Origin of the sequence: Arcicella rosea, from assembly GCF_040543805.1 — a bacterium.
GTDB classification, from domain to species: Bacteria; Bacteroidota; Bacteroidia; order Cytophagales; family Spirosomataceae; genus Arcicella; species Arcicella rosea.
Genome location: NZ_JBEUMS010000006.1, coordinates 293,567 through 308,895 on the forward strand (window position 1 = coordinate 293,567; position 15,329 = coordinate 308,895).

The 15,329-nt window shown below is 33.8% G+C and carries 16 protein-coding genes; 9 read left to right on the forward strand and 7 right to left on the reverse strand.

Going from position 1 to position 15,329, the window contains the following annotated elements:
- Nucleotides 1-40: 40 nt before the first annotated feature.
- Nucleotides 41-292, reverse strand: a complete 252-nt coding sequence (locus ABID42_RS10200) for a hypothetical protein (RefSeq protein ID WP_367283576.1) — start codon at nucleotides 290-292, stop codon at nucleotides 41-43.
- Between the two features lie 123 nt (nucleotides 293-415).
- Entirely contained in the window at nucleotides 416-1,417 is a 1,002-nt protein-coding gene (gene dusB / locus ABID42_RS10205; protein ID WP_367283577.1) for a tRNA dihydrouridine synthase DusB, read from the reverse strand.
- Between the two features lie 126 nt (nucleotides 1,418-1,543).
- On the opposite strand from dusB, the gene ABID42_RS10210 reads away from it, so the two are divergent.
- The 5 genes from ABID42_RS10210 to ABID42_RS10230 all read left to right on the forward strand — a co-directional run bounded on the left by ABID42_RS10210 (nucleotide 1,544) and on the right by ABID42_RS10230 (nucleotide 5,384).
- A complete protein-coding gene (locus ABID42_RS10210) occupies nucleotides 1,544-2,476 on the forward strand; it encodes a CPBP family intramembrane glutamic endopeptidase (protein WP_367283578.1) in 933 nt (310 codons plus the stop codon).
- Nucleotides 2,477-2,484: 8 nt separating this feature from the next.
- Nucleotides 2,485-2,796, forward strand: coding sequence for a putative signal transducing protein (locus tag ABID42_RS10215; protein ID WP_367283579.1), 312 nt, complete (start codon nucleotides 2,485-2,487; stop codon nucleotides 2,794-2,796).
- A 26-nt stretch (nucleotides 2,797-2,822) separates the two neighbouring features.
- Nucleotides 2,823-3,659 (forward strand): phosphatidate cytidylyltransferase, encoded by an 837-nt coding sequence (locus ABID42_RS10220; protein WP_323255312.1) that lies wholly within the window; start codon nucleotides 2,823-2,825, stop codon nucleotides 3,657-3,659.
- A gap of 122 nt (nucleotides 3,660-3,781) precedes the next feature.
- Entirely contained in the window at nucleotides 3,782-4,507 is a 726-nt protein-coding gene (locus ABID42_RS10225) for a carboxypeptidase-like regulatory domain-containing protein (protein WP_367283580.1), read from the forward strand.
- A 142-nt stretch (nucleotides 4,508-4,649) separates the two neighbouring features.
- Entirely contained in the window at nucleotides 4,650-5,384 is a 735-nt protein-coding gene (locus ABID42_RS10230; RefSeq protein WP_323255308.1) for an acyl-[acyl-carrier-protein] thioesterase, read from the forward strand.
- Nucleotides 5,385-5,445: 61 nt separating this feature from the next.
- Here ABID42_RS10230 and ABID42_RS10235 read toward each other — a convergent pair whose 3' ends face one another.
- The 3 genes from ABID42_RS10235 to ABID42_RS10245 form a co-directional block, all read right to left on the reverse strand.
- Nucleotides 5,446-6,093 (reverse strand): response regulator, encoded by a 648-nt coding sequence (locus ABID42_RS10235; protein WP_367283581.1) that lies wholly within the window; start codon nucleotides 6,091-6,093, stop codon nucleotides 5,446-5,448.
- An 82-nt stretch (nucleotides 6,094-6,175) separates the two neighbouring features.
- Nucleotides 6,176-6,967: a sensor histidine kinase gene (locus tag ABID42_RS10240; protein ID WP_367283582.1), complete on the reverse strand. Its 792-nt coding sequence runs from the start codon at nucleotides 6,965-6,967 to the stop codon at nucleotides 6,176-6,178.
- Nucleotides 6,968-7,665: 698 nt separating this feature from the next.
- Entirely contained in the window at nucleotides 7,666-8,262 is a 597-nt protein-coding gene (locus tag ABID42_RS10245) for a hypothetical protein (protein ID WP_367283583.1), read from the reverse strand.
- Nucleotides 8,263-8,579: 317 nt separating this feature from the next.
- Between ABID42_RS10245 and ABID42_RS10250 the strand changes: the two genes are divergently transcribed.
- The gene (locus tag ABID42_RS10250) at nucleotides 8,580-10,337 is read left to right on the forward strand and encodes an ABC transporter ATP-binding protein (RefSeq protein WP_367283584.1); all 1,758 of its coding nucleotides are present in this window, start codon (nucleotides 8,580-8,582) and stop codon (nucleotides 10,335-10,337) included.
- 170 nt (nucleotides 10,338-10,507) lie between these two features.
- On the opposite strand, the gene ABID42_RS10255 is transcribed toward ABID42_RS10250, so the two are convergent.
- Nucleotides 10,508-11,464, reverse strand: a complete 957-nt coding sequence (locus tag ABID42_RS10255; protein ID WP_367283585.1) for a sulfite exporter TauE/SafE family protein — start codon at nucleotides 11,462-11,464, stop codon at nucleotides 10,508-10,510.
- A gap of 133 nt (nucleotides 11,465-11,597) precedes the next feature.
- On the opposite strand from ABID42_RS10255, the gene ABID42_RS10260 reads away from it, so the two are divergent.
- The 3 genes from ABID42_RS10260 (at nucleotide 11,598) to ABID42_RS10270 (ending at nucleotide 14,397) form a co-directional block, all read left to right on the forward strand.
- The gene (locus ABID42_RS10260) at nucleotides 11,598-12,461 is read left to right on the forward strand and encodes a chromate resistance protein ChrB domain-containing protein (RefSeq protein WP_323255292.1); all 864 of its coding nucleotides are present in this window, start codon (nucleotides 11,598-11,600) and stop codon (nucleotides 12,459-12,461) included.
- Between the two features lie 66 nt (nucleotides 12,462-12,527).
- Entirely contained in the window at nucleotides 12,528-13,685 is a 1,158-nt protein-coding gene (locus ABID42_RS10265) for a chromate transporter (protein WP_367283586.1), read from the forward strand.
- 196 nt (nucleotides 13,686-13,881) lie between these two features.
- Nucleotides 13,882-14,397 carry a hypothetical protein gene (locus ABID42_RS10270; RefSeq protein ID WP_367283587.1) on the forward strand — a complete coding sequence of 172 codons (516 nt, stop codon included), beginning with the start codon at nucleotides 13,882-13,884 and terminating at the stop codon, nucleotides 14,395-14,397.
- Between the two features lie 131 nt (nucleotides 14,398-14,528).
- Here the strand turns inward: ABID42_RS10270 and ABID42_RS10275 are convergent, their stop codons facing one another.
- Nucleotides 14,529-15,116, reverse strand: coding sequence for a DUF4202 domain-containing protein (locus ABID42_RS10275; RefSeq protein ID WP_367283588.1), 588 nt, complete (start codon nucleotides 15,114-15,116; stop codon nucleotides 14,529-14,531).
- Nucleotides 15,117-15,329: the final 213 nt, after the last annotated feature.

The window sequence follows — 15,329 nt, forward strand, 5'->3', positions numbered from 1 at the left end:
GAGAACAGGAAAGCTGGCAGAAGATTCCCTAATAAACCTACTAGTAAAAATACTTGGCTTTAGCAAAAGGGATTTTCTTGAAATTGATAATAAAGAATGGAAGAAAGAAACAAAAAGCCGAGAAAATACGAAGTGAACCGACTTGGGCGGGGTCAAAAACGACTAAACTTTTTTTGACTAAAATAAACGAACTCCCCCAAATGCCCGCTAAAAGTGCTAATAAGCCCCAAACAAGTAAAGGATTTTGAAGTTTCGTGGAGGTTGTTGTTGAAGTAGTAAGGGTTGTTTTCATAAAAAGATAACCCTTGCAAAATCAAGAAAGTTTCTTCAAATTTGAAGATAACCCTTTAGTGATAAGTAGTTTGTAGAAAAATTTAAAAAGGCGAAGTAAAATTCACATTTACTTCGCCTTCTTTTAAGCTTTTACGAGCAATTCTTCTTCGCCATAAAATATTGATACTTCGTTGAGAATTCCTAAAATTTCTTCATAGTCCATCGAAGTAACTAATCGCATTCGGAACTCTTTAAAATGTGATATTCCTTTGAAGTAATTAGAATAGTGTCTTCTCATTTCAACGATACCAACATGATTTCCTTTCCAACGAATACTAAAATCTAAGTGTTTTTTACAAACATCAATTCTATCTTGAATTGTTGGCGGAGCAAGATGTCCTCCCGTTTTCATAAAATGTTTGATTTCATTGAAAATCCAAGGATAACCAATGGATGCTCTTCCAATCATGATACCATCTACTCCATAACGATTTTTGTATTCAAGTGCTTTTTCTGGTGAATCAATATCTCCGTTACCAAAAATCGGAATTCTAATTCTTGGATTTTCTCTTACTTTGGCAATCAATCGCCAGTCGGCATCACCTTTATACATTTGTACTCTGGTTCTTCCATGAATCGTAAGCGCCTCGATACCAATATCTTGTAAACGTTCGGCTACATCTTCAATATTTTTAGTTGTATCGTCCCAACCCAAACGAGTTTTTACGGTTACTGGTAAATGTGTAGATTCTACAACAGCTTTTGTCATCAATACCATTTTAGGAATGTCTTGCAATAAAGCCGCACCAGCACCACGACAAGCCACTTGTTTAACTGGACAGCCATAATTGATGTCTATCAAATCTGGACCAGCCTTGGTAGCAATTTCTCCACAATTTCTCATGGTTTCTATATCCGAACCAAAAAGCTGAATACCAATCGGACGTTCGTATTCAAAAATATCTAATTTCTGAATGGATTTCGCTGCATCACGGATGAGCCCTTCAGAAGAAATAAATTCAGTGTACATTAAATCAGCACCATTTTCCTTACAAACTGCACGGAAGGGAGGATCTGAAACGTCTTCCATCGGAGCAAGTAGCAAAGGAAATTCACCTAATTCTATGTTTTTAATCTTGACCATTGTTCTTTTTCAATTATTCTCGGATGATTTTTTATACATCCTTTGAGTGAATATTAATTTAAACAGCTTTTTACTCTGTTTTTGATAATTGTCCACTGCTAATTTTTACGTAAATTTACAACCATTATGACAGAATTCGATACTTTTCGTCCACAAACTGAACGCCCCTTTATAGCCAAGCTAATGATTTTAGTGGGTTTGACCTTAATTTTCTTGTTTGTTGGCTCCACAATAGGACTTTTCGCTCTTTCAGCCATTACAGGAATGCCCATTACTGAAGCAGCTAATTTCCAACAACATCTTAACGATTATCCCAATACTTATCTTGGAATTATGGTTCTTCAGATGCTTTCAACACCGATAGCATTTATTGGTGCTTCCATGTTTTATTGGTCGGTTATCGAAAAACAAAGCATTCAAACTTTAAGTTTCCAAGCTACTAACTTACAAGTATTGATGCTTGTTGCTATTTTAGTAATTGGTTTTATGCCTTTTGATGCTGTTTTTATCGAACTGAATCAAAAAATGCAATTGCCTGCATCAATGAAAGGAGTTGAAGAATGGATGAGAACATCTGAAAAATCGATGGAGGGGCTCACTAAATTTTTGACTAATTTTAATAATCCAGCACAATTTGCCTTGGCAATTTTTGTTGTTGCAGTACTAGCTGGCGTTAGCGAAGAGTTATTATTCAGAGGCATTTTACAAAATCTAGCTTTAAAAGCTTTCAAAAATCCACATATAGCCATTTGGTTTGCGGCTTTTTGGTTTAGTTTTATTCATTTTCAATTTTTCGGTTTTATTCCAAGAATGTTATTAGGTGCCATGTTTGGCTATTTGTATTACTGGACACAAAACCTGTGGCTATCAATGTTTGCCCATTTTGTAAATAATGGCTTTACTTTGTTGATGGCTTATCTTTATCAAATGAAAGTAACTAAAACTGATATTGAACAAACAGAATCTGTACCTGTTGGCTTAGCATTGGTTTCATGTTTGTTTACTGTGTTATTACTCCGCTGGTTTTGGCAACACAGTATTTACAGAAGTGACGATTGATTTTATAGATGATAGTCTATAAAGAAATAGACAAACGAATCAGAATTCATCACCGCTACAGCGGATTGCTCATAATTCATAACTTTTACTTAATGAATGATTGGAAGAAAATTTACGAATCTGCAAATCCATTTAAAGCAGAATTAGCCAAAGCCTATTTGGAAGATGAACACCAAATCAATGCGGTTATCGTCAGTAAAAGAGATAGTTCTTATCTCATCGGGCTGTGTGAAGTATATGTTCACCAGAAAGATGCTGTTTTAGCCAAGTTTTTATTGGATAATGAAGGAGGATTGGAAGAAAGTAAAGAAATTGCATAAGTATCACTAATTAAAAAATAATCAATATGAATGAAAAACTACAAGGAATGTCGAATCTGAAACAAAGGGTAATTGCAGCGGTTGTGGCTGTTCCTTTTTTGATATTTTGCATTGTTTTTAGCGATTGGACTTTCTTTGGGCTTTTTGCTATTATTGCCATCTTAGCTCAACTTGAATTTTATAAATTATTGGGGCTAGACGGCGACGAACCTTTAACTTATTACGGTACCTTTTGTGGCTTTGTATTGGTTTCAGTTACTTTCCTCATCGAAAAAGGAATTATCCACGAAGCCAATTATTATATACTTTCACCTTTGATGGCTTTGATATTTTTTATCAAACTCTATAAAGCACAAGATGAAAAACCTTTTAAAAATATCGCTTATACTTTTTTAGGTGTTATTTATGTAGCATTGCCATTTGCCTTAATTATCATTTTGGCATTTTTAAATAGTACAAATTTTAGTTGGCAACGTCCTTTAGGTTGTTTATTTTTGTTATGGGCAAGCGATACAGGCGCTTATTTTGCTGGAACAAAGTTTGGCAGAACCAAGTTATTTGAAAGAGTATCACCCAAAAAATCTTGGGAAGGAAGTGTAGGTGGATTCTTAGCTTCCATGCTTGTTTCTTTTATTCTTTCAAAATACTTTACGGACCTTTTAACTTGGCAGTGGTTTGGTTGCGGTGCTATTATTGTAGTAGCGGGTACTTATGGAGATTTAGTAGAATCATTATTTAAAAGAAGTATCAAAATAAAAGACTCTGCTTCCACCATTCCGGGGCATGGTGGTTTTTTAGATAGATTCGATGGTTTGTTACTTTCTATTCCATTTATCATTACTTTTTTAAAGTTGTTTCCGTAAATTTAGCCTGAATTCTACTAGACTTACGAAACGTTAAAAACTGTTAAAGCAACACAAGATTATCATTTGAAAGCGTTAAATTGAGTAAGTTTACATAAAATTCATCATCTGAAAGTGAAACGATGCTATTAAAATTAAAATACATATTTACAATTGCTTTTATCATTTGTCTATCTCAATACAATAGCTTTGGACAAGGACAAGACAAATCCGTGATTTTTTCGGGTAGAGTTGTTGCCGACCGTAGTTCTGAGTTTCTACCGAATGCTTATGTTTTCAATCCACAGTCAGGAAGAGGTACTTTGACAGACGATTTTGGTAATTTTTCATTGTATGTATATCCTGGCGATAGCGTTGTATTTACTTATGTTGGCTATAAAAAGAAGTATTACATCATTCCAAGAACCAACGACCAAACTCAAGTAGCCACCATTTTTATGACTGAAGATTCTAAGATGTTGGCAGAAGTAAAAATTTATCCATACAGAACAGAAGATGAATTTAAAAAAGCATTTCTGGACATGAAATTGGATAATGAAGCAGGAAGAAAAGCTTTAGCGAAAAACCTTGAGCAATCGAAATTGAATGTATTGGCTTTAAGAGCGGGATTGAGTGGCGCAGGAAATTTCAAGAACTTTTCAGACCAAATGACTTTCTCAGCTGCTAATAGAAGCTTCGTGCAAAGTCCTTTAATGGCATTTACCAACCCTTTTGCTTGGGCAAATTTCATTAAGTCAATCAAAAATGGAGATTTAAAAAAGACTGAGTACAAAAAAGCGTATGAAGATGCTCCTTCTGAGGGAATTTCTCGTCAGAAATTCTTGAAAGAACAAAAAACTGGAAATTAGATTGAATGTTATTTTGCTTAGTTACATTTTCCAGTAATTTTCACAGCATTTATCAATTATAAAAACTTCCAGAAAAACAGTTTAAATAAACTGTTTTTTGGAAGTTTTTCATTTTTATAAACATATTTAACCACTTTGAATATTGGAGTTTATTACTGAATCATACCGAATTAGAATTACCGAAGTAGATGCCCACAGCAATCTGACGATTCCTGCATTAAACGGACTGTTTCAAGAAATGGCTTGGCGTCATTCAGTTGTTGCTAATGTTTCTGCCCCAGATTTGAGTGCCCAACATAATATTACTTGGGTGCTATCTCGCATGAAAATTTGGATTGAACAATTGCCATCTTATGACGAAACCGTTGTTGTAAAAACATACGTTCAAGAAATAGACAAGTATTTTTACTATCGTGATTTTAAAGTCTATAATGCCGCTGGCGTTGAAATAATTCGTGCCAATGCCTTGTTTGGCTTGATTGATATTGCTCGTCGTAGAATAACATCTGTGCCCGACTGGATGCGTGCCATCACTCCAACTTGTGGAAGCGAAAAGCCCGTACAAAAGGTTGCTGGTAAAATTTCACCCTTGACTACTGTTGAAACACAAAGAGCTTTCGATATTCGTTGGCATGATATTGATTCAAACCAACATGCAAATAATAATCGATATGTAGAATGGTTGATGGAAAGTGTTCCTACCAATGTGTTGAACGATGGAGTACTAAAAACTTTTGAAATTATTTTTAAGAACGAAAGTCTTTTCGGAGATAAAATCATCACACAAAGCCAAAGAGGAAAAGATGGGTTTATTCACAAAATGGTCAATCAAAACGGACTAGAATTGGTGACAGGTGAAACTGTTTGGACTTTGTAAGCTATCAGGAATCTGAACTTTGAGTCATTAGCGTTGGATTACCAAGGCTGATGACTCAAGACTACAAAGTAACAATTCCTAATTTTATTGCCTCCACAACAATTCCTACTCTTGTCTTTACTTTCATTTTATAGAAAGCTTGTTCTCGATAACCATCTACAGTTCTAGCACTACAACACATCAAATCTGCGATTTGATTGTAAGTAAGTTCTGTACAAGCATGACGAACAAATTCAAGTTCACGGTCGTTCAAACCTAATTCTTTGATGGGATTTTTAACTTTTTCAGGATTCAAGCTTTTCAATAATTTATCTGTAACGAATTCTGTGTAGTGAAATCCTTTATTAATAACATTATCTAAAGCCGTTCTAAGTTCAGAAGGTTTACAACCTTTCAGTAAATACCCTTTAGCACCATTTCTTAACATTCCGACAATCGCCTCCTCTTTATCGAACATCGAAAGTGCTAATACTTTTACTTCTGGATAATTATTTTTTAACCATAAAGCCGTTTCGTAGCCATCCATTTCAGGCATATTGATGTCTAGCAACACAACATCTGGAATCATTTTTAATTTAAAGTGGTGTATCAATTCTTTTCCGTTACCAACCTCGAACATCACTTCAAAAGTTTCCATTTTTTGGACTAAACCTGCCAAAGCATTAGCAAATAAAGTGTGGTCATCTACAATGGCGATTTTGTATTTCATCTTTCAAATCTTAGTGGTTTAAACAAGAGTTGTGAGCGGTACGCCGCAGCGGTGACGAATTTTGAGTAGTCGTCTCTACAGTTTAAGATATTAATAACGTAATTGTAATTTGTGTTTCTTTTCCAATTTCAGAACTAATCTGGCAAGTCCCTCCTATCAGTTTTACTCTTCTTTGAATATTTCTAAGTCCCGCCCCCGATTGATTGATTTCATTTTGCTGAATTCTTTCGATATCGAAACCTTTTCCATCATCTTTGATGGTAAGTTCAAAATTTTCGGGACTGTAACTTAAAAGTACTGTTAAATTTTGGGCTTTAGAATGCTTTAGAGCATTATTTAGAACCTCTTGGGCTACTCTAAATAAAACAATTTCTCGTTCATAACCAAGCGAATACTTTTCACCAATAATATTGATTTCAGTAGCAAAGCGTTTTGTTTTACGGATTCTAGCAATTTCGTGCGAGAGACTTTCTTCTAACCCAAATTGTTGTACAAAGTCGCCATCAAAGCTTTTTGTTAAAGCACGTAAATCATTGATAGACTGATTGATAATTTCGTTCGTTTGTTTGATATAACCATCCTTATCATCGCCTTCCTCTTCCATGACATTCAAATTAATTCTAGCCACAGAAAGCAACTGACCAATATTATCATGCAATTCTTGAGCAATATCCTGTAAAGTCTGGTTTTGGATTTCTAATTGAGATTTAAGAATCTCTTGTTCGTAAGCGATTTTAAGAGCTTGCTTTTCTTGACGGTGTTTTGCTTGGCGTTTTTGGAAGAGAAAAACAAAGGAAATAATAAAAGTAACTAGAATACCAAAAATGATAATCCCAACAATAAACGTAAGTAGAATTTCATAATTACTTCCCATGTTGGTCAGAGATTGTATTTTGTTTTACTAGAAATGCAACGATAAATGAGCTGTAGTAGATGTAGTTAGAGAAGTATCTTATATTCATTAAAATAGAAATAAGTATTTTATTCTGTTTAATATCAGAATCACTTACAAAATTTAGAGTTCCCAAAATAAAAATATTTGATATGCAGAAAATAATTAATCCAGAACTTATCCAAAATAAAGGATAATCTTTCAGCTCATTATGTGTTTGTATTTCCAATAAGTTCTTAAAAAAATAAATTGATAGAATAGAAAAAGAAAGTAATTCAATATTCATATAATATGAATTAAATGCTGGCAAAGGTTGAATCCACAAGCTTAGAACTAATCCTAAAACTATAAAAAAAGGTATTAAATTCAATAATATTTTATCCTTGATATCATAGTAATATGCATAGAATACCAAACAAAATTGGATAGGAGTAAAAATGTGGTAAACTATATAGTTGGACACACCATAAAATGCGATAATAGGTCCTAAAACTTCTGCAAAAATCGTACTTAACAATAGTAATAAGAATATCTTATTACTATTGTTAAGTGTTTTAATTTTTATTAACCCCACAAATATGCCGACTAATAAAACAAATATGTAAAAACAATATTTAATATCATTCAATTTCGTATAATATTTAAGTTCTTAAATCTATTCTAGTAGTTTGATAACAATATCAGGGATATGGTATATAATATCTTCCTGTAAGGTTTCTCCATTCTGCTTCAGTAAATAAGTCGCCTCCTCCACCCGGACAATTAATGGGACAAGGTCCTAATTGATCCTGTACTTCTAACTGTGGTGAATTATAAGGTACAGTTTTATCAATTAATAGCTTTCTATCTTTTTCGATTGTTACAATCATTGATAAGATATTTTTGCCTTGATACATTCTTAATCCAGGATATATTCTTACTAGCAAAGACCCTTTTCTATAGTTTGGTTTATTAACAGTATCTATGAGGCTATATTTTTTAAGAATTTTGTTGAAATCATACAAATCAAGAGCATAACTTCTTCTAAATAGAAATGCTGTTGAATCAGGCTTCTTTTGCATATAATCGTACAAAGCAGTAATCATATCCATAGATTCTTGTATAGGGGTATCTTGATCTGGGCTTTTGTAAGGATAATATGGTAGAAATTGAGAATTTCCTTGAAACTCTTCTTTATTTTTAGAGAATAAATATTTTTGGTATCCATACGTAAGCAATCCTCCAACAAACAATCCAATAAAAGCAGTAATTAGTGGGTTTTCAAATAGTTTTTTCATGATAATTTAAGCGGTTTATGTTTAACAATTGATTTAACTATTTGAAACTACTATTTAATCATCATTTACACAATAGGCATTTTTACTAAAACCATCAAAATCAACAAATTAAAGGCTTTTTCAGGTAAAATACCGTATTTCTACGCTATCAATACGGGGAAAATACGGGGTCATTTTTTAGTCTTTTTATACCTTTTTTGATACTAAAAAACTGATAGTTGAATCCTACTTATTTCCACCATGCTAAACCATTCCCCAAAATCTTATGTTAATTTTGAAGTGTTATTGAAAACCACCTCAATATTTCAAATAAATTAATGAGAAAAGAAGAAAAAAGCGGGCAAATATTTGATATACAAATCCTTAAAAGAATTTACAGTTTCCTTACTCCTTATCGCTTAAGGTTTTGGTCTTTGGTTGTCATCATCATGGTTTCGGCTTGTGTGGTACCGCTTAATCCATTGTTAATTCGCCATACCATTGATAATTATATTGTAGCTGGCAATTATCCGATGCTTGCTAACATGCTTTTGTTGATGATTGGAGTTTTACTCTTACAAGGTTTTCTGCAATTTGTTAGTGCTTATATGGCTGGTTGGTTAGGACAAACCGTTATTCGTGACATCCGTGTGCAACTATACGAGAAAATACTTTCACTTCGACTAAAGTTTTTTGATGATACGCCCATCGGTCGTTTGGTAACTCGTACTGTTTCGGATATTGAAACTCTTAATGATGTATTTTCAGAAGGTTTGGCGGCAATTGCTGGCGATATTCTGCAATTGGTTTTAATTACTGGCGTAATGTTTTGGACAGATTGGCGTTTGACTTTGATTTGTCTTTGTACCGTTCCGTTTATGGTGATTTCCACGTATTTGTTCAAAGAATATATTAAGAAAAGCTTTAATGAAGTACGTTTGGCAGTTGCCAATTTGAATTCCTTCGTGCAAGAACATATTACAGGAATGAACATTGTTCAAATCTTTAATTCCGAGAAATTAGAGTACGATAAATTCCTAAAAATCAACGAAGTACACCGTAATGCACATATTCGTTCTATTTGGGCATATTCTGTTTACTTTCCAGTTGCCGATGTAATTTTAGCTGCAGGAACGGGTTTGATTGTTTGGTTTGGTTCAAAACAAATTCTGACACACGATATGACTTTGGGGACACTCACGGCTTTTATCATGTTTATGAACTTGTTTTTTCGTCCGATTCGCTTTTTGGCAGACCGTTTTAATACGCTTCAAATGGGAATTGTTTCTACCGAAAGAATTATTAAATTGTTGGAATCCGACGAATATGTGGTGAACAACGGTACTTTTAAAGCCGATAAATTAAAAGGAAATGTGCGTTTTGAAAACGTTTGGTTTGCTTACAATGACGAAGAATATGTGTTGAAAGATATTTCTTTTGAAGTAAAACAAGGAGAAACCATTGCTTTAGTCGGAGCAACAGGCGCTGGGAAATCATCAACAATTAATTTATTAAGTCGTTTTTACGAAATTAATAAAGGTAAAATTTTTGTGGACGATGTCGATTTACAAGACTATGAATTAAATAGTTTGAGAAGTAAAATTGGCGTGGTTTTGCAAGATGTATTTTTGTTTTCTGACACGATTGAAAACAATATTACTTTAGGCGATAAAAGCATTACTAGACAAAAAATCATTGAAGCCGCAAAATTGGTTGGTGCGCATGATTTCATTGAACGCTTGCCTGATGGCTATGGTTACAATGTGATGGAAAGAGGTGCGACGCTTTCGGTTGGACAAAGACAATTGATTTCATTCGTAAGAGCGTTGGTTCACGACCCGAAAGTAATTGTGTTGGATGAAGCTACTTCGTCTGTCGATACAGAAACAGAAGAAATGATTCAGAATGCTATCGCTAAATTGATGAAAGGCAGAACGGCTATCGTGATTGCTCACAGACTTTCTACCATTCAGAATGCACACAAAATTTTGGTATTAGATAAAGGAGAAATCAAAGAAGAAGGTACACACGATGAGCTTTTAGAAAAAGATGGCTGGTATGCAAGTTTACATAGAATGCAGTTTGTAACGGCGTAGATTAGCTTTGAGATGTAAGCTTTGAGCAGTGAGCTTTTAAGTAAAATGAATTGCTAAATTTATTATCGTAATTTTTCAATAGGGCTTGACTTAAGTCCAGCCCTATTGAAAATAACATTAATATTTCACACGGAAATCTGAAATTTATATTCCAAAATCCACAAATCGGATTATCCTATAATCTTCTTTAAACTTGCCAAGATTACCACAATTCCAACCATAATCATCAAGGCTTTTACTGGCAATTTACTTGATAAACGTGCTGCAATTGGTGCTGCTACAATTCCGCCAAGTATTAATCCTAAAATTACTTGCCATTGCGAAAAGCCTATGACAAAAATAAAAGTCAACGAAGACGAAAGTGAAATAAAGAATTCAGCCAAGTTGACCGAACCAATGGTATATTTTGGATGACGACCCGAAGCAATCAAAGTAGAAGAAACAATGGGTCCCCAACCTCCACCGCCAATAGAATCCATCATTCCACCAAACCAAGCTAATGGCCCAATCATTTTAACATTTTTCTTTTGTTGGCGTTTTACCAAAGCTTTCTGAATAATTACAACACCCAGAATTAAAGTATAAACTGAAACCGCAGGTTTTACATAGTGCATATAACTTTCGGCTAAAGTAGAAAGTGCATAAGCACCCAAAACTGCCCCAATTACACCTGGAATTAATACGGCTTTAAATAATTTAGAGTTTACATTTCCAAATTTCAAGTGCATGTAACCTGAAACACCACTTGTAAAAATTTCAGAAGCGTGTACACTCATCGAAATAACCGCAGGAGAAACGCCAACATTCGCTAAAAAAGTAGAAGCTGTAACACCATAAGCCATTCCTAACGCTCCATCAATCATTTGAGCAATAAAACCACCTAGAATATAGTATAAAATATCTGAATTGATTTCCTGTAAGCCTGTAGTGATATTTTGAATGGTGAGATACGTAAAAACGAAATATCCTACTATCATTAAAGCCAAGGCATTGAAAAAGTGTATGGCTACTTCATAAATTGTTCTTTCTCGTTTCCAAATTTTAATAATTGCCTCCTCAAAAGGATTTTTAGAAGACTTCTTTTTTTCAACAACTGGTTCTAGTTGAGCCGGCGATTCTATTTCCATAAAAAATTAAATTCTTTGTTTCCTACAAAGTTAATAGAGTTAAATTAATCTACAAAACAAGTAGAGTAATTATTTTAAATTTAATCTTTAGTAAATAAATACTTATTTTGTTATTCAATAAAAATCATTCGAGATGAAGTGGATAACCCGTGAAAAACCCAAAATTGATAGAATTGCCTGTCCGTGGCTGATAAAGAAATATATAGACACTGAAGCTGAATTTATTTTTGTGCCTTTTGATGAAGTTATCACTCAAGCTACCTTGTTGAATGCAATTCCTTTTGATGTTCCGAATGTTGAATTATCGCACCAATTGGGTTTATGTACTTTTGATAGCTTGATTGAAAAATATGCAATTGAAGATGAAGCTATTCACACAATGGCGACAATTGTACGTGGAGCCGATACAGACAGACATGACCTTGCTCCACAATCAGCAGGTTTGTGGGCAATCGCTGCTGGAATGGCGCACAATATTCAAGACGACCATGAATTGCTAAAACAAGGAATGATAATTTATGATGGTTTATATAGTTGGGCGAAGTATCTGCAATCTGTAAAGCATTTCCAAAATCCTTTTGAAAACCTATTGGTCAACGTTTTTCAAAAAGTATTTCAACCTGATGCAAGAAATAATCGTAAAACGCCAACTTGGGCAAAGGAGTTGAAAGACATCATTCAAGATCAAATTGATACAAATCTTACTTTGAGTTTGAAAGAAATTTCTAAAGAATTGGAAGTAAACCCCGCTTATCTTTCCAGAGAATTTTCTAAATACTTTGAAGATTTATCATTTGGCGAATACATCCGAAAACTAAGAATTGAAAAGGCAATTGATTTAATGAGTACTTCAAATCATTCGTTAACAGAGATTGCCTATTTAACAGGCTTTTCCGACCAAAGTCATTTTACTCGTATTTTCAAAAAACATACAGGCGAAAATCCTTCTATTTTCAGAAAAAACATTTCTAAAAGTAAGTTTGATACAAAAAGTTAATTACGTTCTATTTTACAGAGGATTAATCTTGGAGTTTTGTAAAAGTTAAATTTTAATATTTTTACAATGCCAGCTTATTCACTTCAATCATTGATTTTATACTTTCTGAAATTAGGTACAACCGGCTTTGGTGGACCAGTTGCTTTGGTGGGTTATATGCAGAGAGATTTAGTAGAAGATAAAAAATGGATTAGTGAAGAGGAATTTAAAACAGGATTAGCTTTGGCACAACTTGCTCCAGGACCACTGGCAGCACAGTTAGGCATTTACTTAGGTTTTGTACATTACGGCATTATAGGAGCAAGTTTGTGTGGATTAGCTTTCGTTTTACCTTCTTTTATTATGGTAGTTTTGCTTGGCATTGCCTATCGTTTGTATGGAGGTTTATCGTGGATGCAAGCTGTTTTTTATGGCGTTGGAGCTTCTGTAATTGGAATTATTGTATTGAGTGCCTATAAATTAACCATTAAATCTATCGGCAAAATTTCATACAGTTCTTTTCGTGTGCATTGGCTGTTGTGGTTATTTTATATTATTGGAGTCGCTGTAACGGCTATTACCCAAAAAGAAGAAGTTTTACTTTTTATTGCAGCGGGCTTGGTATATATGTTGGTAAAAGCTCCGCCAGCTTGGTTAAAAAACAATCCTTCCCCAAAATCCTTACTGGTTTTAGGCTTTATTGCTGATACTTCTGAATCAAGTACTTTAACGAAATTGGCATTATTTTTTGCCAAAGCAGGTACTTTTGTTTTCGGTAGTGGTTTGGCTATTGTCCCTTTTCTTCATAGTGGTGTGGTATCGGAGTATCATTGGTTAGATGAGAAACAATTTGTAGATTCTGTGGCAGTAGCCATGATTACCCCCGGTCCTGTCGTGATTACCGTAAGTTTTATCGGATATTTAGTAGATGGTTTCTCAGGGGCTTCAGTTGCGGCAATAGCTACTTTTTTACCTTGCTATCTACTTACTGTTTTGCCCGCTCCTTATTTCAAACACTTCTCTAATAATCCATCTATCAAAGCTTTCGTACAAGGTATTACTGCGGCAGTGGTTGGAGCTTTGTTGGGAGCTGTAATCGTTATTGCTACTCAGAGTATCACAGATATAAGTACTTCAATTATTGCATTAACTACAGTTTTAGCATTAATTTATATCAAAAAATTACAAGAACCTTACATCATTGCTATTGCGGCTTTGATTGGGCTTATTTTAAAATCTATCTAAATGAACAGAAAACAATTTCTTCAAAATAGTTTGATTGAGCAAGTAAGCTCCTTCAAACTCTCTTTTTACCGCTTCTTTGAATGAAAGCGGTTTAGATAAATTGACAGATGTCAATAGTAGTTTTATTCAACAATGCCCAATTCCAAGATTTGTTTTGAGTCCTTAATCTAAAATAAACATACAAATTATTCCCAGAATGAAAACAAAAATTACCTTACTTATCTTATTGTTTTTTTTAACTAAAAATGCTTTCGCCCAACAAACTTCAGTCGAAAACTCATACCCAAAAGTAGCGGGCTATATGGGAATTTTGCATCCGCTAAATACTTGGTCTGCTGATGGTACGAGTACAGGAAACTTTGGGGCGATTTACACAATTGGTTTCCCGACAGGTATCAATATTCTGAAAAGTGATAAAATTGGCTTTAGCTTTGAATTTGTGCCAACGATTCGCTCTGAAAATGGCGTAAGTAAAATGAACAATTTTCTATTTCATCCGGGAGTAATGTTTCGTTTTAAACATGGACTTACTTTGGTGACACGAGCGGCTTTTGAGACAAGTGGAAGATATGGCTTTACGCCAGTACTTAATAAAGTAGTGAAGAAAAATAAACACTCTAATTATTTCATAGCAATACCTTTTCCTGTTCGTTTTGGAAACGACAGACCAACTACTTATACATTGGGCTTTCAGTTTGGAGTAGGCTTTTAAATTAAGAGTGATGAATTGTAAGGGGTGAATTATGAAGTCTAAATGCCAGTAATTAAATTACTTCGTTTATTTTACTGGTGCTTTTTATTGATATTTGTGAGCAAAAAGAATTCCTTTTTGCTCACAAATTATTAAGCCAATAATTTCAATGCTTCTTGAATATATGACAATCCTTTTTCAGAATATGTTAATGATAATGCAAACTGATGTCCATGTGCATCCATTTTCAACAAAGATTTTTTCAGAATATTGATTACTTTTTCAGCATCATGTTTTGTATGAAATTCTTCATACTGAAATTGTAAAAAAACAAGACACAAAGCATTTTCCATTGTTTGTACTTCGGGGTCAGTTTTGATTCTCTGTTTAAGGACAATCCTCTCAACTTTAGCAATTTCATCTAAGTCAAAACCAACATCAAGTAATATTTCTTTCGCTTTTAAGGCATGAAAAAGCCCCAAATCTTTACGCCAAGTTAAATACCCAACTCTTCCATCTGGATAACTTTCTCTAGCTATTTCCCAACGTCCAATATGCTGGCATCTCGAAGCAAGTAATAAAGCTTGGCTTGCTTCTGGTTCTAATTTGAGTACCCAATTGTACAATTGAATCGCCAAAAAATATTCTTGAGGATAGCTTTTTTCCTCCCACTCAAAAACATGTTTATCGGTTTTGTTATATTCATCAAATTTTTGAAAAGCATTTGCTAGTTTTTCCATTATCTTAAAATTGGTTAAGTAATTATCCAGATTTTTGGGTTATTAAAGTAAATCTCACAAATAAAAATTTACTAAACAATAAGGCTTTATCCTGATATTTTTAAAATTTCTGTGTAGGTATTCACATATTTGCCATAACACACTGGTAAAAAATGGGTTATCCAATAATTTACAAATATTAATAATTAATAAAATAGCATCTAATACTTATTT

Coding starts and splice junctions, on each gene's coding strand:
- ABID42_RS10220 (WP_323255312.1), top strand. CDS start 2,823: ATGAATGAAAAACTACAAGGAATGTCGAATCTGAAACAAAGGGTAATT.
- ABID42_RS10255 (WP_367283585.1), bottom strand. CDS start 11,464: ATGGAAATAGAATCGCCGGCTCAACTAGAACCAGTTGTTGAAAAAAAG.
- ABID42_RS10245 (WP_367283583.1), bottom strand. CDS start 8,262: ATGAAAAAACTATTTGAAAACCCACTAATTACTGCTTTTATTGGATTG.
- ABID42_RS10265 (WP_367283586.1), top strand. CDS start 12,528: ATGCCAGCTTATTCACTTCAATCATTGATTTTATACTTTCTGAAATTA.
- ABID42_RS10225 (WP_367283580.1), top strand. CDS start 3,782: ATGCTATTAAAATTAAAATACATATTTACAATTGCTTTTATCATTTGT.
- ABID42_RS10240 (WP_367283582.1), bottom strand. CDS start 6,967: ATGGGAAGTAATTATGAAATTCTACTTACGTTTATTGTTGGGATTATC.
- ABID42_RS10200 (WP_367283576.1), bottom strand. CDS start 292: ATGAAAACAACCCTTACTACTTCAACAACAACCTCCACGAAACTTCAA.
- ABID42_RS10275 (WP_367283588.1), bottom strand. CDS start 15,116: ATGGAAAAACTAGCAAATGCTTTTCAAAAATTTGATGAATATAACAAA.
- ABID42_RS10210 (WP_367283578.1), top strand. CDS start 1,544: ATGACAGAATTCGATACTTTTCGTCCACAAACTGAACGCCCCTTTATA.
- ABID42_RS10270 (WP_367283587.1), top strand. CDS start 13,882: ATGAAAACAAAAATTACCTTACTTATCTTATTGTTTTTTTTAACTAAA.
- ABID42_RS10215 (WP_367283579.1), top strand. CDS start 2,485: ATGATAGTCTATAAAGAAATAGACAAACGAATCAGAATTCATCACCGC.
- ABID42_RS10250 (WP_367283584.1), top strand. CDS start 8,580: ATGAGAAAAGAAGAAAAAAGCGGGCAAATATTTGATATACAAATCCTT.
- dusB (WP_367283577.1), bottom strand. CDS start 1,417: ATGGTCAAGATTAAAAACATAGAATTAGGTGAATTTCCTTTGCTACTT.
- ABID42_RS10260 (WP_323255292.1), top strand. CDS start 11,598: ATGAAGTGGATAACCCGTGAAAAACCCAAAATTGATAGAATTGCCTGT.
- ABID42_RS10235 (WP_367283581.1), bottom strand. CDS start 6,093: ATGAAATACAAAATCGCCATTGTAGATGACCACACTTTATTTGCTAAT.